The sequence below is a fragment of the Neiella marina genome, from assembly GCF_002165625.1.
In the GTDB taxonomy this organism is placed as follows: domain Bacteria; phylum Pseudomonadota; class Gammaproteobacteria; order Enterobacterales; family Neiellaceae; genus Neiella; species Neiella marina.
Genome location: NZ_NGNS01000009.1, coordinates 109,279 through 134,233, shown reverse-complemented (window position 1 = coordinate 134,233; position 24,955 = coordinate 109,279). Strand labels below are relative to the sequence as shown.

The following is a 24,955-nucleotide window of genomic DNA, read 5'->3' as shown; positions in this document are numbered from 1 at the left end:
ATGACGCCAACTCTAGTCATCTTCGATGCGATGAATTTGCTGCGTCGAATTTACGCGGCGATAGAGCATACTCAAGACAGTATTGAGCGTTTACAGCAACAATCTTGGCAAAAAATGTCGCAGTGCTTGGAGCGCCATCAGGCAACTCATAGTGTCGCAGTATTTGATGGTGATCAACCAGGTTGGCGCCACCAGCTATGGCCTGCTTACAAAGCAAGCCGCAAGCCTTTACCCATAGAATTGGCCGATGGTTTGGACTTGATTCAGCAGCACTGGTGGCAACAAGGTGTTGATAGTGTGTTGCCGACACATGATGAAGCCGATGACGTCATTGCCACACTTGCAGTCAAAGCGTCTGGGCATGGCGTCAAGGTCGTCATTGTTTCGACCGATCAAGGCTTTTGCCAGCTGTTAAACCAGTCGATTGAGCAATATGACTGTTTTGCTCGGCAACCACTTAGTATCGAACACTATCAACACAAGTTTGCCATTGCGCTACAACAATGGCCGCAGTTCAAAGCGCTAACCGGCGAATCGAGTAGCGATATCCCAGGCATTTCTGGTTTTGGCCCCACCACCGCCAAGCGCTTCATAGAACAAAAATACGACGTTTCGACATTACCGCCAGCAAAACAGCAAAGTTGGCAGCAAGAACAAGAATTAGTCGCTATATTTCAACAATTAATGACATTAAATACCGAGCGAGAGCTAGGCTTTAAAATGTCTGACCTACGGTATCCCAAATGAGCCAAAATGTATTAATCACCGGTGCCAATCGTGGCATCGGGTTGGAATTCTGCCAACAGTACCTTGCCAGCGGAGCACGCGTCTTTGCTTGCTGCCGGACGCCACAGCAAGCTTCAGAGCTGAACGCCTTAGCAGCAGATAACCCTCAATTGACTGTGATGCAATTAGACATCGCGTCACAACAACAAGCGGCTGCGATCATCGATCTGCTCAAGGGCGAAACGCTTGATGTTGTCATCAATAATGCCGGTATTTACGGCACCAAAGGCGCCAGCCTCGAAACCATTGATGCTGAAGAGTGGCTGCATGTATTACACATTGACACCGTTGCGCCAGTGTTACTGACACGTAATCTCAGCCCGCTACTCAAGCAAGGTAGCAAAATCGCTTTCGTCAGTAGCAAAATGGGTAGTATTGCTGACAATCAATCGGGCGGCAGTTATATGTATCGCAGTGCCAAGGCTGCACTCAATGCCGCAGTGAAGTCATTAGCTGTCGACTGGAGCGAACAAGACATCACCATTGCGCTGTTACATCCTGGCTGGGTAAAGACCGATATGGGCGGTCCAAACGCTCTTATTTCTGCGCAGCAATCCGTTGCAGGCATGAAAAATGTCATTGACCAGTTATCCAGCGATGACAGCGGCCATTTCATTAATTATGATGGCGCCCCAATTCCATGGTAGCAACACGATAAAGGACCTTTGCATGGCAGATGTTGGCAAACAGATTTCCGATCTTCACCAAATGGCGCAGGAGCTATTGATCGCGGTGAACATGCCGGAAAAAGCTGACTTGCCCGCAACCGCCAAGCGCTTGTCGGCGAAGCTTTGTGCGTTAGCTGCATCTGATCGTCCCCTGACCATGTCAATGCTGGCGATATATAGCAATCAATACCAGCCAGCTGCGCAATGGATAGTCAAAGCAGGTGCCTTAACAGCCTTGCTGGGCCTAAAACTCGGTTTTCAAGAGTCCATTTGGCGGCGCGTGGTGAGTGCCGCGGTGACAATGGACTTGTCAGTCGTCGATGTGCTGCAAACTCGGGTCAAAGGCGGCAGCTTTAGCGCTGATTTGAAATCCCGCTGGCGCAAACATCCGGCCCTCAGCTTTTCGATGCTTCGCAAAGCTGGGGTTACCGACGGCATGTGGTTGAGTCATGTGCTTCAGCATCATGAACGCCCCAATGGCTTAGGTTTTCCAAGCCGCGTCAGTGGCAACAACCTATTGCCAACCTCACCGTTACTAACCTTAGTCTCTGATGCCCTTGAACTGTTAATGCCAACAGCCAAGCGCCAAGGCTTACACCCAGAGCAAGTAATCGCGCGTTTATACTGGCGTCGTCATCATTATCACCGTTGTCACCTGACGGCGCTAACAGAGCTGTTTCAGCCGGTTCCGGTTGCTGCACAACTCGGTTTGAAACGCGGCGGTATCGCCTTAGTGGTGCGTCAACCTGTCAGCAACTACCTATGGGCAGTCAAGCACTACGCTCGTCAAGGTCAGAAAGGCATAGAAGTCATCAAGCTCATGGAGCAAGACGTTGCTCGCGTTTACCCCATGCTGAAAGTCGACAAGATGGATTTGATGGCGCTTTGGCTCGAAGGCCATCGCCAAATGAGTAACAGCTTGAGCAAGCCATGGGCCGAGCCAACATTACAGCCCAGTGAACTAAAGGTGAAACTGAGTCAGCTATTGAATCAGGAAAACCCCAACATTACCAAAGTGTCGGAATACATTGCCTCAGAGCCGGTGCTGTCTGAAGTCCTGTTTAAAATGGCCAATCGGGAAATCGATAACGCGAAGCCAACCAAAGCGATCAAGCATGCCATCATGATGATTGGTTTAGATCGCCTCGGTCCTATGTTGCTACGCAGCGATCTGTTAAGCCAATGCCGGCAGCGTCGTTTTCCGCTCGATCACTGGGCGTATCAGTACACCGATTTGTTTGCCGAGTGTGCGGCCCAAATTGCCACCCAAAGCTATTTCATGATGCCAGAGCAAGCGCGAACACTAGCGACATTTGCCATGGTCGGCTGGTTTTCCGATACCGAACTCAACAACCGTATTCAGCTCAAAGATCGCCACCAGCTCGAAGTGGAGTTGTTTAGCGTATTTGAAACTTTGTCAGCGACACCGCATGACGAGCTAGCGGCTAAAGGCGTTGAAGCAGCAAGGCAGTGGAAAATTCCATTGAGCTTGCTGCAAGCATTAGAAGTGTTTGCTGGTGAATACCTACCAGAAGAAGTACCAATGAAGGCGCGTCATCCTTACTACCTGCTTATCTTAGCAAGTCACATGATGATTCAGCTGTTGGGCAAAGACAGTGATTGGAATGAGCGAACGGCGCTGATGACCCGATTAGACATCAGTAATAAAAAATTCAATGAAGCGCGTGAGGCGGTATTGGCTTGCGGCTCGGTAATATGTCCTCTGCCCCAGGGCTAGCCATAAAGACGAAAAAGCTGGCCGCAGCCAGCTTCGATATCTTTGCCTAATTAAGTTTTGGATAGCCGACAAAGACGGTGATTTCCTCACGGTCGTGATACAGGTGCTTGGCCTTGATCACCATGCCATCTTGTAATTCATCACGGAGGATATTCATACAAGTTTGCACTTCTTCCCAACGCGCCTTCATGGGCAACTTAAGGTTAACAATGGCATTGCGCGTATTGCCTTGAGCAAACCAGTCAATCACCATATGGGCGACTCGACGCGGTTTATCGGCCATGTCGCACACCATCCATTCCGATGGCGCGTTTTCCGGCCATTTAATCCGCTTGCCATTGCCGAATTGACGGTTGATCCACGAGATAGGCTTACGTTTCGGGTCGAAGCCAAAACCATCTTCACGAAAATGTTTAACCTGCCCCGTTTCCATCAAGCTCTCTGCCATAGGGCCATTGTCCACCGCTGACACAAACAAGCCACGACGAACCAATTGATAGGTCCAACCACCCGGACAAGCTCCCAAATCGACAGCTTTCATGCCCGATGTCATTCGAGCCGCCAACTCTCCCTCAGAGAAGAAAGACAGCAACGCCTCATCAAGCTTTAATGTTGAGCGGCTTGGTGCCGCAGATGGCACCCGAAGGCGCATGATGCCATTAACATGAGGGCTATGGCGGCCAGGTTCACTAATACCGACAAAGGCTTGAGTGCCAGCAAGTAAACACACGTGCAATACAGCCAAGGACTTATCTTTATTGAGCTTTCCTTGCTTCTGTAAGCCCTTGGTTAGCGGCAATGATAACTTCTTGGCCAGCCGGTTGAGCGACTTACCCTCGTTGGTATCAGGCGTTTCCATCCGCAGTTCGCTAAACGGTCCAAGTTCAGCGACTTGCGCTAAAATCGGTCCAACTCGGTCTTCAGGATCAAAATTGATGGTATCGCCGTAAACCAATTGCCGGGCGAAGATAAGACTCCGAATTGGCACCTGTGCCAACGCTTCAGCATCTTCTTGCTGATAGGTTTCATAAATCGCAAAGCCAGTATCTTTATTGGCTCGAACGTAGCCCCAATTTTCATACTTTTCGGCCAGCGCAGCGAATTCCGCTCCAGTTTCACTTTCAAAACCAGCGCGGCAGTACAACATAATCTGTTTCATGTGCGTTGCCCCTTCCAGCAGCCAATCAACACAGCTGCCCAGGTTAGAATCAATAGACTGCCACCCAGTGGAGTCATCCACCAAATCGCGTTCCACTCGGCCAAGATTAGGCCATAAATACTGCCACTAAAGAGACTGATAGCAATCACCAAGCTAATTGCTATATTGCCAGCCCAGCGTTGAGTCAGTGGCATTAGGGAGATCAGGATTAGCGCTAAGCCATGCCACATCTGATAGCGCACTGCCACTTCCAGACTCTGCTGCTGCGCTGCTGATACGGCTGCGCCATGGCTTACGTAGGCCCCCATGGCAACGGCAAGCAGGCAAATCACAATACCAGCGGAGGCCACTACCTTGTGCATAAGTGGTCCTCAATAAATTGGGCTGACAGCGCTGCTGCTCGCTCGATGTGCTGCCGTTGACTAAAACCACTCGCCTTGCGGGGCTTAAAGCTATGATCGCCATCGGCCAACCAGGCTAACTGGACTGCAGATGATAGCGGATATTCTGCCACTTCGCGTTGATTGCCAAAGGTATCGCGCTCGCCCTGCACAATCAGAAGTGGTTGCTTCAACTGTTGTAAATGTTCCACTCGCAGCCGCTCGGGTTTGCCAATCGGATGAAACGGATAGCCATATGCAATACCGGGCAGCGCTAGCGTTTCAAGCAACATGGTTGCCACTCGGCCGCCCATCGACTTACCGGCCAAAAACAATGGCAAATCTGCTGGCAAGGATTCAACTTGCTCGGTCATTGCTTGCAACAAGACAGGCAAACGGTCTGGCGGCCTTTTTCTATTCAGTTCTTTGGCTTTGAGCATGTAAGGAAAATCAAACAATACCGGCTCGATATGTTGAGCGCTCAGCTGTCCCGCAAGCTCTTGCATAAACTCGGAATCGCTGCCAGCCCCGGCGCCGTGAGCCAGCAATACTCGAGCGACTGGCTTAGCTTTCAACGGGGTTTGCTCCGGTCATGCGTTTAATCGATTCTTGCTCTTTGCGCACCCGTTCGAGCATCCAATCACGGAACGCTTTGATCTTACCCAAATCGGCTTGCGACGGTTCGCACACCAAATAATAGGAATCTTGACTGGTAAGCGCTTCGGAAAACGGACAAACCAAACGACCACTGAGAAGTTCTGGCTGGGCGAGCACACTATTGACCAACGCAACGCCCTGGGAGTGAACCGCGGCCTGCAATACCATTGCGGTATGGCTAAAGATCGGCCCATGATTGACGTTCACGCCCTCGATATTCATCATCTTCAACCAAGCTTTCCAGTCTTTGCGGTCAATATCATGGAGCAACACGTGGCGCTTCAAATCTTGCGGTGTTTCAAGTGGAATGCCCTGATCAAACAGCTGAGGAGAGCATACGGTCACCAGTAACTCGGCATGGAGTTTATCGGCGACAACGCCAGTCCAGCGACCGCGGCCAAAGTACACAGCAATATCAACATCTTCAGACAACGACCCTTCGTCACGGTCAACCGCCTTGATGCGAACGTCGATGTCTGGGTGCAACATATGAAATTCATTCAGCCTTGGCACCAACCACTGAATTGCAAAGCTTGGCGGCAAACTAATCGTTAGCGCTCCTTTGGCAGTGCTGGCCAGCACCCGTTCAGTAGCTTCAGTCAGTTGGGTAAACACTTCCTTGATATCTTGAAAGTAGCTTTGGCCCTGTTCAGTGAGCAGCAGCGAACGGTTCTTTCGGCGAAACAGCTTAAGCCCCAGAAACTCTTCAAGCCCTTTGATTTGATGGCTTACCGCCGCTTGAGTCACAAACAACTCTTCAGCAGCACGAGTAAAGCTCATATGGCGGGCGGCGGCTTCAAATGCTTTGAGCGCATTTAATGGAGGTAAACGACGAGACACAACAAACCTCACTGATAACATTTTCTAATGGGTGAGATTATAGAGCAAAAGCTTGTCGAAACTGAACCCAAGAATTACAAAATAACAACCATCAAAGTTTGATTTTCCATCCCACGGGCTTGCCATAACGCCCTTGCCAGTGACTGCCAACGAGATACATCGCACCTTCATCATCACGCGTCACCGAACCATATATCAGACGATTAGCCGGAATCGATGGCAAAGGTTGCACTGACGTTGAATTGCTCTCTAGATCGTAGGTCAACCATTGTGCCGTGTTCGCGCGCTGACTGCGGGCCACAGCACCGAGGTAGCGTTGGCCATCAAGGCTAAATAGGCTTTCAATAGTTGCTTTGCCCTGCGGATGCATCAAGCCAAGCTCCGATACCTTGCTCAAGCCGACACCGTCAGCGTCTATGTGATATAGACGGCCCTCGTGGCTGACAAAATAAACATCGCCGTTGGGTAACTCAGCATAGCCAGTGATGCCATGGTGCTTGTGCCATTGTTTGCGGAAGTAATTCGGCATAGAGAAGCTGGCAACCCAATTGAGTCGCAGATCATATTGTTCCAAAGAGGCATAGCTGAGGCCGTCTTCGGTCGTCGATATTTTTGGTACGAAAATATTTGCTGCCGAATCGACTAAAAAGTTACGTGATACATGTGCAGTGGCGGAGTCCAAGCTGACCGAGCGAGATGCACCGCTCAGCAAATCATACTGATAGATAACATGGCCCCAATAACCTAAAGCGTAAACAAAGCGACCTCGAACTTGCAGCGCAACCAGAGCGTGTGGCGTTGCCAGCAAGTGTTGCCAACTATCAGAACCAGGCCGAGTACGCCACAAATGACCGCCCCAAGTGGGTAAGGTCAGTTCGCTTTGCGACTCACCGCCCTCATCAAAGCTTGAGAAGTAGAGGTAGCCATCATCAGCGGCAATAATTTTGCTGTGCAACTTGTTTTGCTGGACGTTGTCAGGTGCTAAGCCTTGCTTGACCAATTGGCTCACGGTATCACCCAGGGAATTGAATTGGCCGCTGTAAGGGTTATACCGAAGCAACTCTGACGTCCCTTGCCTGCCTCCATGGCTAGAAACACCGAAGTAGATTGCCCCTTTGTCATCACGGCCCGTTGCGCCCCACACAGCATCCATCTCTTGATTCAAGCCAAGTTGGGAAAAGTCAATTTCCTCAACCATCGGCACACTATTCATCGACGCAGGGCGAAAGACCGTACCCAACGTTTTTTCAGCGGAGCGCTTTTGTAGCGTGGTCTGAAGCATCGGTTGTTTGACTTGAGTTTGCTTGTTTGCAAGCTTTGGCTCGGGAGTACAAGCGACCAGCAAGGCGACAGTAAATAAGATAATTGCTTTCAACAGCGTCATGTTCGGTCACTAGCCTCGGCTTTGAATACGAATAGGATTGGAGTAGAACCAATAATCTCGCCGCCCAGCTTGTTTGCTTACCCCGCGCAGCCTGACCACGGTTGAGTCGGCGTATATTGGCAATTGATGGCGTAGCTCCACTCGCCCTGAAGGTGTTGCCTGCGACGGCAGCGGATAGGCTTTCACCGAGTTGGACATCACCGCAATTAATTCCAACTTGGATAGTGAGGCTTGCAGCCCCTGCCAGTCTTGTTGCGCCAATTGAATAGCGATGTTTACCGACACTTCCTCGCCTCGAGCATGACTGCCAACGTCTCCCATCACGATAGATTGACCATTGGAGGTGGTCACCGAAAAATCGAGGGCTTCAACAAAGCGACCGTGCTGGCCCCAAAACTGACCGGCATGCAATGCTTGGATGACGTCATTGTGGCGGTTACTGCGGGCATAGACATGAGTGGTTGAGAACTGACATGGCCAATAATCCATTTGAGTATTGTGAAAGTCTGAATTCGCTCTTGCTCCCCAAACGTTCAAACCGCGCTGTAGTAATTGATCCCATTGGCCGCCAACTTTCGCCACTGCGGGATCCCAACCGCCTACAGTTCTATGTTGCATTGAGTAGGAGCCATTGTTTTTGCCTTTTTTCTTCTGATGTCCCGGTGCTCCTGACATCCCAACAACCAGATCGCTGGCGGCCATCCAAGTTGCCATGTCATGACCCACTTCGCTCAAGTAGAATGATTTGCGGCTCGGATGATTGTAAAACACCACAGGCTGGGTGCCGTAAACATTGATATCGGCCAGATACTTCAACCCTGGCTCAGCGGACAGCATGTCCTCTGAGCGCTTTTTATAGCTGTCGTAGCGGTTTCTAAAGGTCGAAATTTGCCCTAATAGATCATCCGACTGAGGAAACAGCACGGTGGCATGCTCGCGCCCCATAAACGGCGCAATATTCCATTCGAGGCCAGTCAAAATAGACATATTGGGATGGGCATAGTCGGCATTACGAATCGCATCGACATAGGACTTGCTGGCAACCTTCTTCAAATTGCGATCGCCATGATCGGCAATGGCAATGGCATCACACCCAAATGACGCTGCTTTATCGGCAACCTCGGCGACGGTATGGGAGCCATCAGAGAATTTGGTGTGGATGTGAGTATCTACGACAAACCACTGACCATTATCGATGGCATCAATCGGCGTCTGATATGACCGCGAGCGCACCGCGCTATCATTGCCAGAGTACAACGGCAATTGCTCGATACGTTGGTCGATCTTGCTGGCCAAAGCACGATATTTATCGGAGCCGACACTACCAAAAATGCGCTTAAACTCTTGTTCTCGCAAACCTTCAGGTAAGTCGTGCACGAGCGGGAAAAAGGCTTTCTCGCTGCCTTCGAAAGCGAGTAGATCCTGCGCCGCTTTGGCATGATCATCATCGCCAATCCACTCGGAAAACTTCAACCCAGCCTTATCCGCTGCAAGGTCAGCAAAGCTGTAACCCGAGCCACCTTGGTTGGCATCAAGTAATTCTTTAATCTCACCAATACTGAAGGCCAGTTGTGCTCGGCCCAATTGTTCAAGGATGGCGGAATACAAAAAGTGCAACGCTAAGTCTTTGCGACCTTGCAATGATGCCGCCCTGCGCTTACCAACCTTGGGTTTGCCCTCATAGCCGGCCAACGACGCAAAGCGATAGGTGCCAAACTTGATCGCTAACGCCCAGAGCGCAGCGGTGTTTTCTGTCGCCGGGTCCGCCCCTGCCGATGTCCGAGCCATGGCGGTGCGCATCACTTCAACAACATATGGAGCCAACGATTCGGGCGAGTTATCCATAGTCCGTAGCGTGGTCAAATAAACATCAATGGTGGCAATATCGATTTCATCCTGACGATGAATTGACTTGGCAGTATTCGCAAGCCCCTGAATGCCCCCTTTGATTTGTTCACGAAAATCAACCGGTTTGTCAGCTACTAGAGCCAGTTGACCGTTCTGAAATTGCGCCCCGGAAATAAGTTGATCTAACGTGCGCTTGGCATCATCACCAAATACCCAACCAAAGCCTGTCACCGCTACCGCTTGGATCAGACCAGAAGGAAGCGGAATACTACCGATACGACAGTCTTGTAAGCCGCTGGCATCAAAGTCGGGCAGCAACATGCAGGACACATTGAGGTATCTTGAGCCAGCAATCGGAACACTAGCAGAGCCCGCCACAGCCATACCATATGGGGTTACAGAACCAGCAAATTGCATGTTGGGAATGGAGTAACTAGCCACCGCCATGATGGCGTCAATATCTTGTTGGCTGAGCTTAAGCTCCACCTGACTGCGTCGAGCAATCAGCTGCTGGCGAATGGCTTTGACTTTGTTTTTGGCAGCTTGAACATCACGGGGAGACAGTGACTTAGTGGGTGCAACAACCGGTTCGCTACTGAGCAATGCAAAAACAAACACGCCGGTCAAAACCACACCGGTTATTCCTATTACAAGTAATTTGCGCAGTATGCTTTTCATTGACGACACGCTCGCGGTTCAATCCCTGACCAAATGATGTTCGAGAATAACCTTTTTCCAATGTTCGAGCGAGCCTCAATATCACGCTCCGAAGCTTGCTCCCGGGCATTGAACAATTCGAAGTAAGTGGCTAGCCGCTTCGGAGTTCGACGGTTTCGGTCAGCGCACAATCGGTTTGGGAGTAGCTTGGGAGTTGGATAGTCGAGCTTCTGCCGCAGGGAAGCGGCAGTAGAGCCTACATGGAAGTATTTACGGCGTCTCGAATAGACAATCGCAAGCTGCGACGCTCGCTCCAGAGTAAAAGCCAGTTGTTAAGGATTCTGCGTATCCAACGCGGCAAAGCCTTTGACCACTTCATCAACGGCTTTCATTTGTGCCAAGAACGGCTCCAGTTTGCTCAATGGCAATGCCGATGGGCCATCACATTTTGCATTATCCGGATCTGGGTGAGATTCCAAGAAGAGGCCTGCTAGACCAACCGCCATACCGGCGCGAGCCAATTCAGTCACTTGTGAACGACGACCACCAGAAGCGGCGCCCAGCGGATCGCGACACTGCAGCGAGTGAGTGACATCAAAGATCACTGGCAAGCCATCTGTGGCATTGAACATTTGGCTAAAGCCGAGCATATCCACCACTAGATTGTCGTAGCCGAAGTTAGTGCCACGCTCACACAAAATAAGGTTCTCGTTACCACATTCTCTGAACTTATCGGCAATGTTTTTCATCTGCCCTGGGCTTAAAAATTGTGGCTTCTTAATGTTGATCACCGCACCGGTCTTCGCCATCGCTTCAACCAAGTCGGTTTGACGAGCCAAGAATGCTGGTAGCTGAATCACATCAACCACTTCTGCCACTGGCGCCGCTTGCTCAGGTTCATGGACATCAGTAATCACAGGCACATTGAAGGTTTGTTTGATCTCTTGAAAGATCTTCATGCCTTCTTCCAACCCTGGACCGCGGTACGAGAACACCGAAGAGCGATTTGCTTTATCAAACGAAGCTTTGAAGACCAACGGAACGCCAAGCTTTTCAGTGACCTTAACGTACTGCTCCGCCATCGCCATCGCTAAATCGCGAGACTCTAATACATTCATGCCGCCAAACAGAACAAAAGGTTTGTCGTTGGCAACTTCAATAGATTGAACCTTTACGGTTTTATGTTGCATGGTGTTGTCCTAATTTTTATTGTTCGTGACGCCGCAATTAAGGCGCCACGATTTGCATTAATTGACCACAGAGCCAAGCGGCATAAGTGCCGAGCGCGTAGCCTAATACGGCCAGCAATACCCCAACTGGGGCCAGCGACGGATGGAATGCTGAAGCGACCACCGGGGCTGATGCAGCACCGCCGACGTTGGCCTGACTGCCCACTGCCATAAAGAATAGTGGCGCTTTGATGACCCGAGCGACAATCAACATCAAGCTGGCATGAATGCTCATCCAAATCATGCCCACCACAAAGTACTGTGGCGACTCAGCAATGGCTGTAATGTCCATGTGCAAACCAATAGACGCCACCAGAATGTAAATCATCACTGATGCGACTTTCGACGCACCGGCCGCTTCGATATGACGGACACGGGTAAACGATAGCGACAAGCCCACAGTGGTGGCGATCACCACCAGCCAGAAGAACTTGCTATGGACGCTGTAAGGCTTCAGTGCGGGATAGTTTTCGGCGAACCAAGGACCGAGGAAGTCGGCACCAAAGTGTGCTAAGCCGGTGATACCAAAGCCCCAAGCGACGATCTTCATCAAATCGGTGCCGCTTGGAATGCGAGCATGCTCAGCGTGGTAGGCTTCAACCTTATTTTTCAGATCTTCAATCGCAGAGCTGTCTGCTCCCACTTTGGCATCAATTTCTTTCGCTCGGCCCGCCATCATCAGCAAACAAGCCATCCAGATGTTGGCGACAATGACATCAACCGTGACCATGGATGAAAAGATCTTATCGCCAACTTCGTACACTTCTTTCATCGCCGCTTGGTTGGCACCACCACCAATCCAACTACCAGCAACAGTGGTCATGCCGCGCCAAACGGCATCTGGGCCGGCGCCACCGACAGCGTCAGGATAGACCATTGACATCAACAAGATGGCAATTGGGCCACCAATGACAATACCAAAGGTACCGGTGAGAAACATGATCAAAGCTTTTGGCCCCAGGGCGATGATTGCCTTCAGATCAATGCTAATGGTCAACAACACTAAGCAAGCTGGCAATAGATAGCGGGTTGAGACGTGATACATGCTCGAACCATGACCATCGACAATCCCAAAGGTATTCAGCAAAGATGGCAAGAAGTAGCACAGCAATACCGCAGGAATAACGGTATAGAACTTACGCCAGAACGGGTGTGGACTGGCGTGGGTTACAAAAATTGCCCCCAGAATAATGGCAAGTAGCCCAAGCACTACGGCATCGTTAGTGATTAATGCTTGGTGCATATCGTGCGACATTAACAACTCCTAAGGTTTAACTAAGAACAAACGGCACTTTACTCAGTGCCAGGTGAGCGATAAGCGCAATACAGCCGACTGCGCCAACTAAACCGGCAACTCGAGTCGCCGCCGATTGAGCAAATTTGAAGATGTAGAAACCAAAGCCAATGTACAACACCACCATCACCAGCTTTTCCCATAGCCAAGGTTGTCCCAGCCAAGGCACCATACTCACCATGGTGATGGCAGCAATCAGCAGTAACGTATCAATGACATGGGGAACGATCTTGACCCACTTACGTTGCAGTAGGTCACTGCCACGGAGCAACCAAATAGCACGGGTGATGAGGAAAACCACAGAGAGAACGGCCAGCAAAACGTGCAGGTGTTTTATTCCGGTATACATGATTATGCTTCCTTGTTTGATGCAATGGTTTCTATCGTTATTGGTTGCGATTGTTCAAGCCACTGGCCGCCACTAACTCTCGGCTGGCCAGCCAAATCACTGCGCCAGCTCACCAATGAAAAGCCGCGTTGACTCAGCAAATCGCATACGGCTTGAGCCTGATCGTAACCATGTTCGAGCAACAGCCAGCCACCATCATTCAGATATTGTGGGGCTTGGTCAATGATTAGCCGAATATCGTCGAGTCCATCAATGCCAGAGGTAAGCGCCGAATTCGGTTCGAAACGAACATCCCCTTGGGATAGGTGCTCGTCATCTTCTGCTATATAGGGTGGATTGCTGACAATGAGATCAAAACCAAAGTCATCAGGCACTGCGCTAAACCAATCACTCTGCAACACAGAGACGTTGGCCAGTTCTAAACTTCTGGCATTGGCTCTGGCCAGCGCAACCGCCTGCGCCTGTTGATCGACGGCCAATAACAACCACTCTGGCTGTTCGTTTGCTAACGCCAATGCAATAGCGCCGGTTCCCGTACCAAGATCCAACACGCGATGTTGAGGTAGCGGTTGGCTGGCATGCAATCGAGGTTCAGGCAATTGCAACTCTAGTGCCCATTCCACCAAACACTCGGTATCGGGCCGGGGAATTAAGGTACTTGAGTTCACTTGCAGCGGTAATGACCAAAACTCTTTTTCACCGGTCAAATGAGCAACTGGCAGGCCATCGCGGCGCTGAGTCACCAACTGGCGGAATTTAACTTCCTGCTCGGCAGATAGAATTTGTTCTGGCCAGGTGTAGAGAAAACTGCGGGGCTTTTGCAATACATGAGTGAGCAGCGCCACCGCATCGGTCGCGCCTTCTTGCTGATGTAACTGCTCAGTTGCCCAACGCTGCGCCTCATCGATGCGCATGATTAGGCGCTACCCTCAGCCAATGCCGCCAACAAGTCAGCCTGATGCTCTTGCATCAACGGAGTTAGTACCGCATCCAAATCACCATTGATGATCTCATCCAAACGGTACAAAGTCAGGTTAATACGATGCTCGCTCACTCGTCCTTGCGGATAGTTATAGGTGCGGATTCGCTCGGAGCGGTCGCCCGATGCCACTAGTGAACGGCGCATGCTAGTTTCTTCTGAACGACGTTTTTCATCTTCAGCGGCCTGCAAGCGGGCACTCAACACCGCCATCGCTTTGGCACGGTTCTTATGCTGCGAACGCTCATCCTGACATTCCACCACGGTACCCGTAGGCAAGTGAGTGATCCGAATGGCTGAATCGGTTTTGTTAACGTGCTGACCACCAGCACCTGAGGCGCGGAAGGTATCAACCTTAAGATCGGCTGGGTTTATTTCAATCGCTTCGGCTTCAGGTACTTCCGGCATCACCACCACAGTACAGGCTGAGGTGTGAATGCGGCCTTGGCTTTCTGTTTCAGGAACCCGTTGCACCCGATGACCACCGGACTCAAACTTCATGACGCCGTAAGCACCGTCACCAACGACGTAAGCAATCACTTCTTTGAAACCGCCCTGTTCGCTCTCGTTGGCGTTCACTACTGAAACTTTCCAGCCACGAGTTTCGGCGTAGCGACTGTACATGCGGAATAGATTACCGGCAAAAATCGCGGCTTCATCGCCGCCGGCACCGGCACGGATCTCAACGTAGCAGTTGTTATCGTCGTTGGGATCTTTTGGCAGTAGTAAGATCTCTAATTCACGATCCAAGGTTTCAATGCGTTCATTGGCTTCAGCAATTTCCTCTGCTGCCATTTCCCGCATATCTTCATCATCTTCAGCCAGCATTTCCTTTGCTGACGCCAGATCTTCTTGCGCCTGCTGCAATGACTGGTAGCAGCTCACCACACTCTCAAGCTGCGAGTATTCTTTTGACAAAGCGCGAAATTTTTCTTGATCGGCAATGGTTTCAGCATCACCGAGCAGCGCCTGCAGCTCTTCATAGCGTTCAATCAAACTTTCAAGTTTGGCAATAATCGACGGTTTCATAGATCCAAATATGTGTCTGCGAGCGCGCTAACGCTCGTCGTTTTTAAGGGCAAGGCCGAGGCTGTCGGCTAAATTCGAGAGGCGTTGCGACTGCTGCTCAGAACCAGCTTGTTGCAACGCTTTCGTGGTCGGGTGTAACAGTGTATTGGTCAGCTTATAGGCTAGTTCGCGAACCACTTGCTCTGCTGGCAAGCCGTTGTCCAAAGACTGCAAAGCCTTCTCGACCAACTCATCACGCACTTCAGCACCTTGCTGGCGATACTGTTTAATCGCTGACACGGACTGTTGAGATTGCAGCCATTGGCTAAACAATTCAGCATGCTCAGCAATCATGCCTTCGGCTTGTTGCGCGGCTTTCTCGCGCGAGCTCATGTTGTCGGCGATGATGTTTTGCAGATCATCAACGGTATACAAGTAAGCGTCACGTAAATCACCGACTTCCGGCTCGACATCGCGTGGCACGGCCAAATCCACTAACAACATTGGCCGGTGACGGCGTGCTTTCAATGCTCGACTAACAGCACCAGCGCCAACAATCGGCATTGGGCTGGCAGTTGAACAAATGACGATATCAGCGTGGCCTAGAGCATCACCCAATTGATGCAAGGTAATCGGGCGGCCACCAAATTCATTGGCCAGCAGTTCAGCGCGATTGAGCGTTCGGTTCGCCACCACAGGGGCTTCAACGCCTTGGTCACGCATATGCTTGGCGACCAGCTCAATGGTTTCACCGGCTCCAACCAGTAAGACTTTGGCTTTACCGAGTTCACCGAAAATGTGTTTGGCTAAATTTACAGCCGCATATGCCACTGATACGGCACTGGCACCGATGTCAGTGTGAGTACGTACTTGCTTGGCGACCGAGAAAGCGCGGTCAAACAAGCGCTCCAAACGGTAGCTCAATGTACCAACAGCTTTGGCCTGAGCATAAGCTTGTTTTACTTGTCCAAGGATCTGCGGTTCACCCAATATCAAGGAGTCAAGACCACTAGACACTCGCATCAGATGGGCAATAGTTTCGAGTTGATTGAGCTGGTAGGTATGCTCAGTTAGGTCGTTGAGCGCGACTTGATGGAAGTCAGCCAGCCATTGCAGCAACGCTTGAGGCTCCGCTTCATCCTGAACATAAACTTCAGTACGGTTGCAAGTCGACAGGATCACCGCGCCCCTGCACCCTTCACGATTGTGCAGTTGTTGCAGTGCTTGCGGCAAGGTCTCGGGGTCAAATGCAACCCGTTCACGCAGTGCCACCGGCGCGGTCTGGTGGTTAATTCCTAATGCGATTAACGCCATCGTCTTCGAATAACTGAGCGGTCTTATCCAGCTGGCTGAAGCTTGGAATCAGCGGTTAGCGCTGTTCCAGCCACGTAATTAATTATATTTTGGCTGGCTATTCTACGCCAAATCGCAGCCTGTTAAAACGTCACCGACAGTTAAAACTCATTGCGTTGCAGCATGGCGGCAAAAAAGGCATATGTTGGACCCTGGGGCTCACCGCATTATGACTGCAAAAATAGTTGATCAAGATACTTGGCGACGGCCTCTTCAGTGTTTGAGCCAATCACCGGCAAATCAGGCAGTGCTCGTTTCAACTCGTCGGCACCGTTGGCCATGATTGCCGCTTGCCCCACCGCCGACAACATGAGCCGGTCGTTAAGGCCATCGCCGAACCCAATCACTTGGTCAAATGCTAATCCTTTTGCTTGCAGCACGACATCAAGTGCTTGCGCTTTGGACACCCCGCCAGCCATCACCTCAAGACAAATGGGCAACGAGAAGGCAATGCTCAAGGAGTCACCAAAGTGATCGTTTAATTGTTGTTCCAACACCTTAAGAGCTTCGTTGTCGCCGATCCAAAACACCTTAGCGATATGCTCAGTGGGTAATTGCTCATGGGGCGTTACTTTATAGCTAAAGCCAGAGTCAGCATGAAACTTTAGAAGTGACGGATTCTCCTCAGCAACCCACCATAAATCATCTTGATAGACATTGATTTTGGCTCCCGCAGGCGACCCAAATACCAACAACTCGGTGACTAAGTTCTCAGGGATATCATGACGATAAATGCAGTGACCTTGGCGATCATGAACACGAGCCCCATTGCAGGTAATCAAAAAAATCTCCATCGCGAGTTTTTGCCGGATCACTTCAACATCAGCCCAAGGCCGACCCGATGCCAGAATCAACTTCATACCTTGCTGAGTGAGTTCTTTCAGCACTCGTTGGGTGTACTCACCAACGGTATGGTCGGCATTGAGTAAGGTTCCATCTAAATCGGAAACGACGGCTTTGATCATGTTGATAGCTCCAGTTACTGCCAAATGTGGGGGCTAGGTGCTGCTGGAAAATGATGGTAAATAATAGCACGAACAATTTGAGTCGGTGTCCGCCAAAGGCGGCTGCCGGCAGCGCACCGGAGCCTCTTGGGCGATAGTAAAACTCGCAACTTGCTGCTTCAGGCGGCATGGATGCCGCATGTAGAGCGACACAAGGATGTGCTTGAGCGTCAGCATGGGGGGAGATTTGCTATCGCCCTCATTGCCGATTAGCCAGCTCAGAGTGAGCTTCGCAGCTTGCGAATTGCCTAGTCGAGACGCCGTGAATACTTCCATGTAGGCTCTACTGCCGCCTCCTTGCGGCAGAAGCTCGACTATCCAACTCCCAAGCTACTCCCAAACCGCCCGTGCGCTGCTGAATCCGAAAGCGGCTGCTAGCAATGCATTGAGGTGCTTCAGCCGGCATGGATGCCGGGTGTAGAGCGATCCAAGGATGGACTTGAGCGTCACCGAAAGGTATTGCTGGCAGCCGGTCCGCTGCTCAGACATTAGTGCTAAAGAGCAAGTTATCGACTCCTAACTCAGACACGGCGTGAATACGTGCCTATGGCCTCACTGCCGAATCAACAGATCCGCGTGAGCTTCGCAGCTGAATCCGAAAGCGGCTGCTAGCAATGCATTGAGGTGCTTCAGCCGGCATGGATGCCGGGTGTAGAGCGATCCATGGATGGACTTGAGCGTCACCGAAAGGTATTGCTGGCAGCCGATTCAATGCTCAGACTTTGGTGCTAAAGAGCAAGTTATCGATTCCTAACTCAGACACGGCGTAAATATGTCCCTATAGCCTCTACCGCAGCATCCCTGCTGCGGAAGGTCTTCGTCAGCAATCGATAACCTGCTCTGAGGGGGCGCAGAGTTTGTCATGCAACAAAGCAGCCGCCTCAGCCAAATCGACTTGCGAAACACAACTGAACATTCAAACCACTCGCTGATATACTGACGCTCCTAGATTGGAGCAACAGGACGTTTGGCAGTGAAAAACTGGATTGGCTTACTACTTGTGATTTGGCTTAGTGGCTGTGCCACCTTACCGCCAGACTCTCAACATGCTGATTTAACACCAGAACTGCTGCAAGCCTATGAGGCTCACAGCGAACAGTTGGGTCAATTCGACAACTGGCGAGCAAGCGGTAAATTAGCCTTTATCAGCCCAGAGCAGCGCCAAAGTAGCCGCGTCAACTGGCGGCATTCAGCAGCCGAAACCCACATATTGCTGACCAACACCCTAGGCGTCACCTTACTGGAAGCCAGTCAAAATGTAGATGGTGCCAGCATGACAGTCGACGGCGAGCACTATCAGGGCCAATCACTAGCAGATTTGATTGCCCAACTCAGTGGTTATCGAGCCCCCTTTGATGCCATGAACCGTTGGCTGACAGGCTATGCTGATCTGAAAACCATCAATGATGTGTCACTCGATAGTAATGGCTATTTACTTGGCTTTTCTCAGTATTTACCAAGCTGGGGCATGTGGCGTGTTGAATACAATGGCTACTATCCGGCGACTGATGAACAACCGGCTTTGCCATCTCAAATCACCCTTAAGCACCCAAATCTGACACTTAAGTTAGCTATTAGCCGTTGGCAATCACAATGAAATTTCCATTAACACTGCCGTCACCGGCAAAGCTCAATCTGTTTCTTCACATTAATGGTCGATTGCCAAACGGTTACCACGAGCTGCAAACCGTATTTCAGTTTGTAGACTACGGCGACACCATGACCTTTGAGCCACGCGACGACGGCGAGGTTATATTGATCACCGAGTTCGACGGCGTTGCTCATGATGACAACCTGATTGTCCGAGCTGCTCGTCTGCTGCAGCAACATACCGGCTGTCAGCAAGGCATACAGATCAGCATCGATAAGATATTACCGATGGGCGGCGGTATTGGCGGCGGCAGCTCAAATGCCGCAACGGTGCTGTTAGCCTGTAATTACATTTGGAACACCAAGTTGCCACTCGAAGAGCTCGCTCAATTGGGACTGCAACTCGGCGCCGACGTCCCCGTATTTGTTCACGGCAAAGCCACATTTGCCGAAGGGGTGGGCGAAAAGTTTACCGACGTTGATCCAGAACAACCTTGGTATTTAATCGTTTATCCAAGTGTTCACGTTAACACTGGCACCATATTCAATCACCCCGACTTACCCCGTTCAACTGCCAAGTTAGTAAGCACTGACATCAAGCCAAATGAACTCGGTAACGATTGTCAACAATTAGTGGCTAAAACCTATCCGCAAGTTGAAAAAGCCTTGCGCTGGTTGCTAGAATACGCGCCGTCCAAACTGACGGGTACAGGCAGTTGTGTGTTTGCTCCATTTCAAACCCAACAGCAAGCTCATCAGGCGCTGCTAGACTTACCGGAGCCAATGACAGGATTTGTCGCCAAAGGCTGTAACACTTCGCCTTTGCACACGGCATTGCAGCAGCAACAATAACGATTGGGGTATCGCCAAGCGGTAAGGCAGCGGCTTTTGATGCCGCCATTCCCTGGTTCAAATCCAGGTACCCCAGCCATCATCAATACACAGGCAGCCACGACCCCGACGAGGTTAACACCGTGCCCGATATGAAGCTCTTCGCTGGCAACGCAACGCCAGAACTCGCTCAAAAAATTGCAGACCGTTTGTACGTCCGCCTTGGCCAAGCATCAGTAGGCCGTTTTAGCGATGGCGAAATTGCCGTTGAAATTAAAGAAAATGTGCGTGGTTTGGATGTCTTTATCATCCAAAGTACTTGTGCACCAACCAACGACAACCTAATGGAATTGATTGTGATGGTTGATGCAATGCGTCGCGCCTCAGCGGGCCGTATCACCGCAGTGATTCCTTACTTTGGCTATTCTCGTCAGGACCGTCGTGTACGTTCTGCTCGGGTACCAATTACCGCTAAAGTGGTGGCTGACTTCTTATCAAGCGTTGGCGTTGACCGCGTATTGACTGTTGATTTGCATGCTGAGCAAATCCAGGGCTTCTTTGATGTGCCGGTGGACAACTGTTTCGGCTCACCAATCCTGCTCGAAGACATGTTGTCAAAAGACTTCAATGATCCAGTGATTGTGTCACCAGACATTGGTGGTGTAGTGCGTGCTCGCGCTGTAGCCAAGATGATGAACGATTGCGATCTGGCCATTATCGATAAGCGCCGTCCTCGCGCCAACATCTCTCAGGTGATGAACATCATCGGTGATGTTAAAGACCGTGACTGTATTTTGGTCGATGACATGATCGATACTGGCGGTACTCTATGCCAAGCGGCAAAAGCCCTGAAAGAGCAAGGCGCGAAGCGAGTATTTGCTTACGCCACTCACCCTGTTTTCTCTGGCAATGCCATTGAGAATATTAAGAACTCAGTGCTGGATGAAGTGGTAATCACTGATACCATTCCACTCCATCCAGAAATGGCCGCCCTACCAGTAGTTAGTCAGCTGACCATGTCTGGTTTGTTGGCAGAAGCCATTCGCCGGGTTAGCAACGAAGAATCGATTTCGGCAATGTTCCGGTAAAAATAGTACCGGTAAAGATCGTTGCGTTAAGAAAACATCCGTTCAAAGTGGCAGTTGCCAATTGCGCAACCATAAAAAAGCGAGCTTGTTAGCTCGCTTTTTTATTGCCACAGCGGTTGCCACCAGTTAGCTGGCAATTTATCCCCTAACAAACAGCTTGCAGCGCTACCGTCTGCGGGATAGAATACCGCGCCCCTGACATCAGGGTGTTTTATTAACGTTGGTTTTGGTCGCAAAAACCAACATCTTTAACTCTATTGGAGACGACAAATGTCTGATCAAATTACTCTGGATGCAGTAGTCCGTACTGACCTGGGGAAAGGTGCGAGCCGCCGCCTACGTCACGCCGACAAAGTTCCTGCGATCCTTTACGGTGCCGAGCAAGAGCCTACAGCTTTGACTCTGGAACACAGCAAAGTATTGAAAGCTCAAGAAGCTGAGTCTTTCTACAGCTCTGTAATCAACTTGAACATCGACGGTACTGCGGTACAAGCAATCGTTAAAGATATGCAACGTCACCCGTTCAAGCCAAAAGTTACTCACTTGGACTTCTTGCGCGTTGACGCTACTCACGCTTTGGTTACTACTGTTCCAGTTCACTTCTTGAACGAAGAAACGGCTGCTGCAGTTAAGAACGGCGGTATTGTAAACCACTTGGCGAACGAGATTGCTATCTCTTGCTTGCCAGCTAACCTACCTGAGTTCATCGAAGTTGACTTGGCTGACGTTGAAATTGGTCAAACAATTCACTTGTCAGAAATCAAGCTGCCAGAAGGCGTTGAGTCTGTAGAACTAGCAAAAGGTGAGTCTCACGACTTGGCTGTTGTTAGCATCTCTGCTGCCAAAGGTGGCGCTGCTGAAGAAGCAGAAGGCGAAGCCGCTGAAGGCGACGCTGAGTAAGATTGATAGTCCCCTGATATGGACCATCCAATCAAACTCGTCGTGGGCCTGGGAAATCCAGGCCCCGAATATACCAACACCCGCCATAACGCGGGTGTTTGGTTTGTGGAGGAGCTTGCCCGCATCCACCACGTCACGCTCAAACCCGAAGCCAAGTTTCATGGCTATACCGCTCGCATCCAGCAAAACGGCACCGACTTTCGCTTACTGGTACCAACCACTTTCATGAATCGCAGTGGTCAGGCTGTTGCCGCTCTTGCCCGCTTCTACCAAATCGAAGCAGAAGAAATCTTAGTGGCACACGACGAACTCGACATGCCGCCGGGCGTGGCTAAGTTCAAACGTGGCGGCGGGCACGGTGGTCATAACGGTCTGCGTGACATCATCAGTAAAATGGGCAACAACAAGAATTTCCTTCGCTTGCGAATTGGCATTGACCATCCTGGCGACAAAAATCGCGTGAGCGGTTATGTCTTAGGTAAAGCACCGCAAGCAGAGCAACAAGCAATTGATGCCGCCATTGACGAAGCTGCCCGCTGCTTCGATATTATCGGCAAAGACGGTTTGGCCAAGGCCATGAACCGCCTTCATAGCTTTAAAGCATAACCACAAGATTTCTGGCCAGCTCAACTAGCACGTTGGCAATCAATATCTGAGGAACCTGTTATGGGATTTAAATGTGGCATCGTCGGTTTGCCAAACGTTGGTAAATCAACCCTGTTCAACGCCTTGACTAAAGCTGGCATCGAAGCAGCTAACTTCCCGTTTTGTACCATTGAGCCAAACACGGGCGTGGTTCCGGTTCCCGATCCACGCTTGCAGCAATTGGCGGATATCGTCAACCCGCAAAAAATTCTGCCAACGACCATGGAGTTCGTCGATATTGCCGGTTTGGTAAAAGGCGCATCTACCGGTGAAGGCTTGGGTAACAAATTCCTTGGTAATATCCGCGAGACGGATGCCATTGGCCACGTTGTTCGTTGCTTTGAAAATGAAAACATCGTTCACGTTGATGGCAAGGTTGATCCGGCCTCAGATATTGAAGTGATCAACACTGAGCTGGCGTTATCTGACTTAGAAGCCTGCGAACGTGCTATTCAGCGCAATCTGAAAAAAGCCAAAGGCGGCGATAAGGATGCCAAGTTCGAACTGCCAATTCTCGAGCGTATTCAAGCGGTGCTCGAAGAAGGCGACATGATTCGTACCTTGGAGCTGACCAAAGAAGAAAAGGCTGCCATCAACTACCTTAACTTCCTCACCATCAAGCCGACCATGTATATCGCCAACGTCAATGATGATGGCTTTGAAAACAACCCGTACTTGGATGTGGTCCGTGAGATTGCCGAGAAAGAGAATGCCGTGGTTGTGCCGGTTTGTGCTGAAATCGAATCTGAGCTGGCCGAACTAGAAGATGAAGAACTGGAAGAATTCATGGCCGATATGGGCTTAGAAGAGCCAGGTCTGAACCGCGTGATTCGCGGCGGCTATGAATTGCTTCATCTACACACTTACTTTACTGCGGGTGTTAAAGAAGTACGTGCATGGACGGTACCTGTGGGCGCGACTGCGCCACAAGCTGCCGGTAAGATTCACACCGATTTTGAAAAAGGCTTCATTCGCGCCGAAGTCGTTGGCTTTGATGACTACATTGACAACAACGGTGAAAGTGGTGCCAAAGATGCTGGTAAGTGGCGTCTTGAAGGTAAAGAATACATCGTTAAAGATGGTGACGTGATTCACTTCCGCTTCAACGTCTAACGGCTGAGCTATCAGTTGTTTAACAAAAAGGCTGCCCTACGGCAGCCTTTTTTGTCACATTTAGCTCGGTACTAATCCCAGTAAAGCTGACTTCCTTCGCTCGCTGTTTCCTCTGCATCTTGAGGCACAATCCGCTCACCTAAACGATTGAGCAGTTTACACTCACCTTCAAGTACAGCAATGATCTGTTTTCCTTGCTTGAAATCTGCCGGGATCACTACCCGACCATTTGTTCTCACATCCAGCTCAAGTATCGAATCAGATAATCTCAGATCTGAGTTGGTGTAGTACAAAACGGTTACAGTCTTCATTGCGTCCCTTCCTAAAACAGCCCGCAACTAGGAGGCTTATTGCTTGAACAATGACACTAACAAGATGCAGCAAAACTAGGTAGGAGGCAAATCAAACATTTAAACAATACAGCCGTCGTGGTCCTCGCTTTTGGTGCTAAATGCGACACCCTGTGATGCTTGTAACAATACACTTAATTATCTAATCATCCTAACCAATTGTTATTTATATATTTATTATCACATCCTAAACGGAGCAGATTTTGCACTCTGGATCGCTAGATGACACCCAAACATGAAACGATTATCCGGAGCTGAACATGCTGTTAGATCAATATGAACAACAAGGTGTGCTTTTCAATACCAACTTCAAGGCCATGACCAGTGATGGCGTACAAGCATACCGTGGTGAGCTGGTATTAGTTGAAGGCGAAGTAGCCGACACATCTGGCCGTCGCAAACCTCCCACGTCTTTGGTACGCGATGTTGTACTACTGGCCAACAACGACAAGTTGCAAATGGTAGTGGGAGGTCTCGATGCAGTTGCTGACATTCAGCTTTTCATCGAACGCTATGCAACTGATCTTGCGCCAGATGCTTCTATATTCTTGCTAGCTCCCAATGCTCATACCGAAGCAAAAGTTGATATCGCTGGTGTCAGCGGTTACCTGCTGCCATGGGAAGCTATGGTGTGGGCACAACTGACCGAAGAGTTGCGATTGGAGAAAAGCGACTTTAAAGGACTGTCTGCCGCAGACAAGGTTGCGACCGCCTATGATGAGCTCAAGTGCTATGAACCATCATTCCCGTTCATTCCTCTCGCAGAGATGATAGCCAATGCCACCAGTGCGAAAAAGGAAACCCATGGTGCAATTTAATGCCGCACTGGCGCCAAAGTGCCGCAATAAAAAGGTTGCCAACTGGCAACCTTTTTAATCTACTCAGCAACTAACTTATTGTTTTTGCCGGCCCCTGACATACTCAATATCAAAACCGATACGACCAGCGACCTTATCTGCTTCAGAGCCATTTTTAATCAGATCTGCTTAGCTATCCGGCAGCCCCTGCTACAGAACACTTCGATATCCAACCGTCATACCCCCTCTCGAGTTTTCCGATTAGATCCACCTACTCACGAGCGTCACCGGCAGTAGCCGCTGCACTT

At 50.3% G+C, this 24,955-nt stretch carries 24 protein-coding genes and 1 tRNA gene; 11 read left to right on the top strand and 14 right to left on the bottom strand.

The annotated features are described in order from the left end of the window. Genes CBE68_RS09180 through CBE68_RS09170 form a run of 3 tightly spaced genes read left to right on the top strand, consistent with a single transcriptional unit; the run spans position 1 to position 3,192 of the window. Positions 1-747 (top strand): 5'-3' exonuclease H3TH domain-containing protein, encoded by a 747-nt coding sequence (locus CBE68_RS09180; RefSeq protein ID WP_087505782.1) that lies wholly within the window; start codon positions 1-3, stop codon positions 745-747. Next, positions 744-1,433: an SDR family oxidoreductase gene (locus tag CBE68_RS09175; RefSeq protein WP_087505781.1), complete on the top strand. Its 690-nt coding sequence runs from the start codon at positions 744-746 to the stop codon at positions 1,431-1,433. The genes CBE68_RS09180 and CBE68_RS09175 overlap by 4 nt, the downstream gene beginning before the upstream one ends. A gap of 22 nt (positions 1,434-1,455) precedes the next feature. After that, the gene (locus CBE68_RS09170; protein ID WP_158100556.1) at positions 1,456-3,192 is read left to right on the top strand and encodes an HDOD domain-containing protein; all 1,737 of its coding nucleotides are present in this window, start codon (positions 1,456-1,458) and stop codon (positions 3,190-3,192) included. Positions 3,193-3,238: 46 nt separating this feature from the next. Here CBE68_RS09170 and rlmM read toward each other — a convergent pair whose 3' ends face one another. From rlmM to CBE68_RS09105, 13 genes are all read right to left on the bottom strand, one after another. Further along, positions 3,239-4,351 carry a 23S rRNA (cytidine(2498)-2'-O)-methyltransferase RlmM gene (gene rlmM, locus CBE68_RS09165; protein WP_087505779.1) on the bottom strand — a complete coding sequence of 371 codons (1,113 nt, stop codon included), beginning with the start codon at positions 4,349-4,351 and terminating at the stop codon, positions 3,239-3,241. Beyond that, positions 4,348-4,713: a DUF423 domain-containing protein gene (locus CBE68_RS09160; protein ID WP_087505778.1), complete on the bottom strand. Its 366-nt coding sequence runs from the start codon at positions 4,711-4,713 to the stop codon at positions 4,348-4,350. Before CBE68_RS09160 ends, rlmM begins: the two co-directional genes overlap by 4 nt. Then, a complete protein-coding gene (locus tag CBE68_RS09155; RefSeq protein WP_087505777.1) occupies positions 4,701-5,306 on the bottom strand; it encodes an alpha/beta fold hydrolase in 606 nt (201 codons plus the stop codon). The genes CBE68_RS09160 and CBE68_RS09155 overlap by 13 nt, the downstream gene beginning before the upstream one ends. After that, positions 5,296-6,228 (bottom strand): transcriptional regulator GcvA, encoded by a 933-nt coding sequence (locus CBE68_RS09150; protein WP_087505806.1) that lies wholly within the window; start codon positions 6,226-6,228, stop codon positions 5,296-5,298. Before CBE68_RS09150 ends, CBE68_RS09155 begins: the two co-directional genes overlap by 11 nt. Before the next feature lie 91 nt (positions 6,229-6,319). After that, the gene (locus tag CBE68_RS09145; RefSeq protein WP_087505776.1) at positions 6,320-7,612 is read right to left on the bottom strand and encodes a ligand-binding sensor domain-containing protein; all 1,293 of its coding nucleotides are present in this window, start codon (positions 7,610-7,612) and stop codon (positions 6,320-6,322) included. Between the two features lie 9 nt (positions 7,613-7,621). After that, positions 7,622-10,093, bottom strand: a complete 2,472-nt coding sequence (locus tag CBE68_RS09140; protein ID WP_158100555.1) for a PHP domain-containing protein — start codon at positions 10,091-10,093, stop codon at positions 7,622-7,624. Positions 10,094-10,449: 356 nt separating this feature from the next. Next, complete coding sequence (gene kdsA, locus CBE68_RS09135; protein WP_087505774.1) at positions 10,450-11,307, bottom strand: 3-deoxy-8-phosphooctulonate synthase; 858 nt, start codon at positions 11,305-11,307, stop codon at positions 10,450-10,452. 37 nt (positions 11,308-11,344) lie between these two features. Then, a complete protein-coding gene (locus CBE68_RS09130) occupies positions 11,345-12,601 on the bottom strand; it encodes a DUF819 family protein (RefSeq protein WP_224745917.1) in 1,257 nt (418 codons plus the stop codon). Between the two features lie 16 nt (positions 12,602-12,617). Next, the gene (locus CBE68_RS09125) at positions 12,618-12,989 is read right to left on the bottom strand and encodes a SirB2 family protein (protein ID WP_087505773.1); all 372 of its coding nucleotides are present in this window, start codon (positions 12,987-12,989) and stop codon (positions 12,618-12,620) included. Positions 12,990-12,991: 2 nt separating this feature from the next. Continuing rightward, entirely contained in the window at positions 12,992-13,903 is a 912-nt protein-coding gene (gene prmC, locus CBE68_RS09120; protein WP_087505772.1) for a peptide chain release factor N(5)-glutamine methyltransferase, read from the bottom strand. Positions 13,904-13,905: 2 nt separating this feature from the next. Further along, positions 13,906-14,997: a peptide chain release factor 1 gene (gene prfA / locus CBE68_RS09115; RefSeq protein ID WP_087505771.1), complete on the bottom strand. Its 1,092-nt coding sequence runs from the start codon at positions 14,995-14,997 to the stop codon at positions 13,906-13,908. Positions 14,998-15,024: 27 nt separating this feature from the next. Continuing rightward, entirely contained in the window at positions 15,025-16,290 is a 1,266-nt protein-coding gene (gene hemA, locus CBE68_RS09110) for a glutamyl-tRNA reductase (RefSeq protein WP_087505770.1), read from the bottom strand. 206 nt (positions 16,291-16,496) lie between these two features. Further along, complete coding sequence (locus tag CBE68_RS09105; protein ID WP_087505769.1) at positions 16,497-17,294, bottom strand: Cof-type HAD-IIB family hydrolase; 798 nt, start codon at positions 17,292-17,294, stop codon at positions 16,497-16,499. A 1,012-nt stretch (positions 17,295-18,306) separates the two neighbouring features. On the opposite strand from CBE68_RS09105, the gene lolB reads away from it, so the two are divergent. The 7 genes from lolB (at position 18,307) to ychF (ending at position 23,500) form a co-directional block, all read left to right on the top strand. After that, positions 18,307-18,930: a lipoprotein insertase outer membrane protein LolB gene (gene lolB, locus CBE68_RS09095; RefSeq protein WP_158100554.1), complete on the top strand. Its 624-nt coding sequence runs from the start codon at positions 18,307-18,309 to the stop codon at positions 18,928-18,930. Beyond that, positions 18,927-19,775 carry a 4-(cytidine 5'-diphospho)-2-C-methyl-D-erythritol kinase gene (ispE, locus tag CBE68_RS09090; protein WP_087505766.1) on the top strand — a complete coding sequence of 283 codons (849 nt, stop codon included), beginning with the start codon at positions 18,927-18,929 and terminating at the stop codon, positions 19,773-19,775. The genes lolB and ispE overlap by 4 nt, the downstream gene beginning before the upstream one ends. A 4-nt stretch (positions 19,776-19,779) precedes the next feature. After that, positions 19,780-19,854 (top strand) — tRNA-Gln (locus CBE68_RS09085). A 43-nt stretch (positions 19,855-19,897) separates the two neighbouring features. After that, positions 19,898-20,842 (top strand): ribose-phosphate pyrophosphokinase, encoded by a 945-nt coding sequence (locus CBE68_RS09080; protein ID WP_143824520.1) that lies wholly within the window; start codon positions 19,898-19,900, stop codon positions 20,840-20,842. A gap of 270 nt (positions 20,843-21,112) precedes the next feature. Then, on the top strand, positions 21,113-21,742 hold the full coding sequence (locus tag CBE68_RS09075) for a 50S ribosomal protein L25/general stress protein Ctc (RefSeq protein WP_087505764.1): 630 nt from the start codon (positions 21,113-21,115) through the stop codon (positions 21,740-21,742). An 18-nt stretch (positions 21,743-21,760) separates the two neighbouring features. After that, the gene (pth, locus tag CBE68_RS09070) at positions 21,761-22,348 is read left to right on the top strand and encodes an aminoacyl-tRNA hydrolase (protein WP_087505763.1); all 588 of its coding nucleotides are present in this window, start codon (positions 21,761-21,763) and stop codon (positions 22,346-22,348) included. Between the two features lie 60 nt (positions 22,349-22,408). After that, positions 22,409-23,500, top strand: coding sequence for a redox-regulated ATPase YchF (ychF, locus tag CBE68_RS09065; protein WP_087505762.1), 1,092 nt, complete (start codon positions 22,409-22,411; stop codon positions 23,498-23,500). 71 nt (positions 23,501-23,571) lie between these two features. Here ychF and CBE68_RS09060 read toward each other — a convergent pair whose 3' ends face one another. After that, the gene (locus CBE68_RS09060) at positions 23,572-23,811 is read right to left on the bottom strand and encodes a TIGR02922 family protein (RefSeq protein WP_087505761.1); all 240 of its coding nucleotides are present in this window, start codon (positions 23,809-23,811) and stop codon (positions 23,572-23,574) included. A gap of 299 nt (positions 23,812-24,110) precedes the next feature. Here CBE68_RS09060 and CBE68_RS09055 point away from each other — a divergent pair, with 299 nt between their 5' ends. After that, positions 24,111-24,668 carry a hypothetical protein gene (locus CBE68_RS09055; RefSeq protein WP_087505760.1) on the top strand — a complete coding sequence of 186 codons (558 nt, stop codon included), beginning with the start codon at positions 24,111-24,113 and terminating at the stop codon, positions 24,666-24,668. Positions 24,669-24,955 lie beyond the last annotated feature (287 nt).

Excerpts from the sequence above, each read along its gene's own strand:
- pth (WP_087505763.1), top strand. The coding sequence starts at position 21,761 with ATGGACCATCCAATCAAACTCGTCGTGGGCCTGGGAAATCCAGGCCCC.
- CBE68_RS09170 (WP_158100556.1), top strand. The coding sequence starts at position 1,456 with ATGGCAGATGTTGGCAAACAGATTTCCGATCTTCACCAAATGGCGCAG.
- CBE68_RS09160 (WP_087505778.1), bottom strand. The coding sequence starts at position 4,713 with ATGCACAAGGTAGTGGCCTCCGCTGGTATTGTGATTTGCCTGCTTGCC.
- CBE68_RS09145 (WP_087505776.1), bottom strand. The coding sequence starts at position 7,612 with ATGACGCTGTTGAAAGCAATTATCTTATTTACTGTCGCCTTGCTGGTC.
- CBE68_RS09125 (WP_087505773.1), bottom strand. The coding sequence starts at position 12,989 with ATGTATACCGGAATAAAACACCTGCACGTTTTGCTGGCCGTTCTCTCT.
- prfA (WP_087505771.1), bottom strand. The coding sequence starts at position 14,997 with ATGAAACCGTCGATTATTGCCAAACTTGAAAGTTTGATTGAACGCTAT.
- rlmM (WP_087505779.1), bottom strand. The coding sequence starts at position 4,351 with ATGAAACAGATTATGTTGTACTGCCGCGCTGGTTTTGAAAGTGAAACT.
- hemA (WP_087505770.1), bottom strand. The coding sequence starts at position 16,290 with ATGGCGTTAATCGCATTAGGAATTAACCACCAGACCGCGCCGGTGGCA.
- ychF (WP_087505762.1), top strand. The coding sequence starts at position 22,409 with ATGGGATTTAAATGTGGCATCGTCGGTTTGCCAAACGTTGGTAAATCA.
- ispE (WP_087505766.1), top strand. The coding sequence starts at position 18,927 with ATGAAATTTCCATTAACACTGCCGTCACCGGCAAAGCTCAATCTGTTT.
- CBE68_RS09180 (WP_087505782.1), top strand. The coding sequence starts at position 1 with ATGACGCCAACTCTAGTCATCTTCGATGCGATGAATTTGCTGCGTCGA.
- kdsA (WP_087505774.1), bottom strand. The coding sequence starts at position 11,307 with ATGCAACATAAAACCGTAAAGGTTCAATCTATTGAAGTTGCCAACGAC.
- CBE68_RS09130 (WP_224745917.1), bottom strand. The coding sequence starts at position 12,601 with ATGTCGCACGATATGCACCAAGCATTAATCACTAACGATGCCGTAGTG.
- CBE68_RS09105 (WP_087505769.1), bottom strand. The coding sequence starts at position 17,294 with ATGATCAAAGCCGTCGTTTCCGATTTAGATGGAACCTTACTCAATGCC.
- CBE68_RS09175 (WP_087505781.1), top strand. The coding sequence starts at position 744 with ATGAGCCAAAATGTATTAATCACCGGTGCCAATCGTGGCATCGGGTTG.
- CBE68_RS09055 (WP_087505760.1), top strand. The coding sequence starts at position 24,111 with ATGCTGTTAGATCAATATGAACAACAAGGTGTGCTTTTCAATACCAAC.
- prmC (WP_087505772.1), bottom strand. The coding sequence starts at position 13,903 with ATGCGCATCGATGAGGCGCAGCGTTGGGCAACTGAGCAGTTACATCAG.
- CBE68_RS09060 (WP_087505761.1), bottom strand. The coding sequence starts at position 23,811 with ATGAAGACTGTAACCGTTTTGTACTACACCAACTCAGATCTGAGATTA.
- CBE68_RS09075 (WP_087505764.1), top strand. The coding sequence starts at position 21,113 with ATGTCTGATCAAATTACTCTGGATGCAGTAGTCCGTACTGACCTGGGG.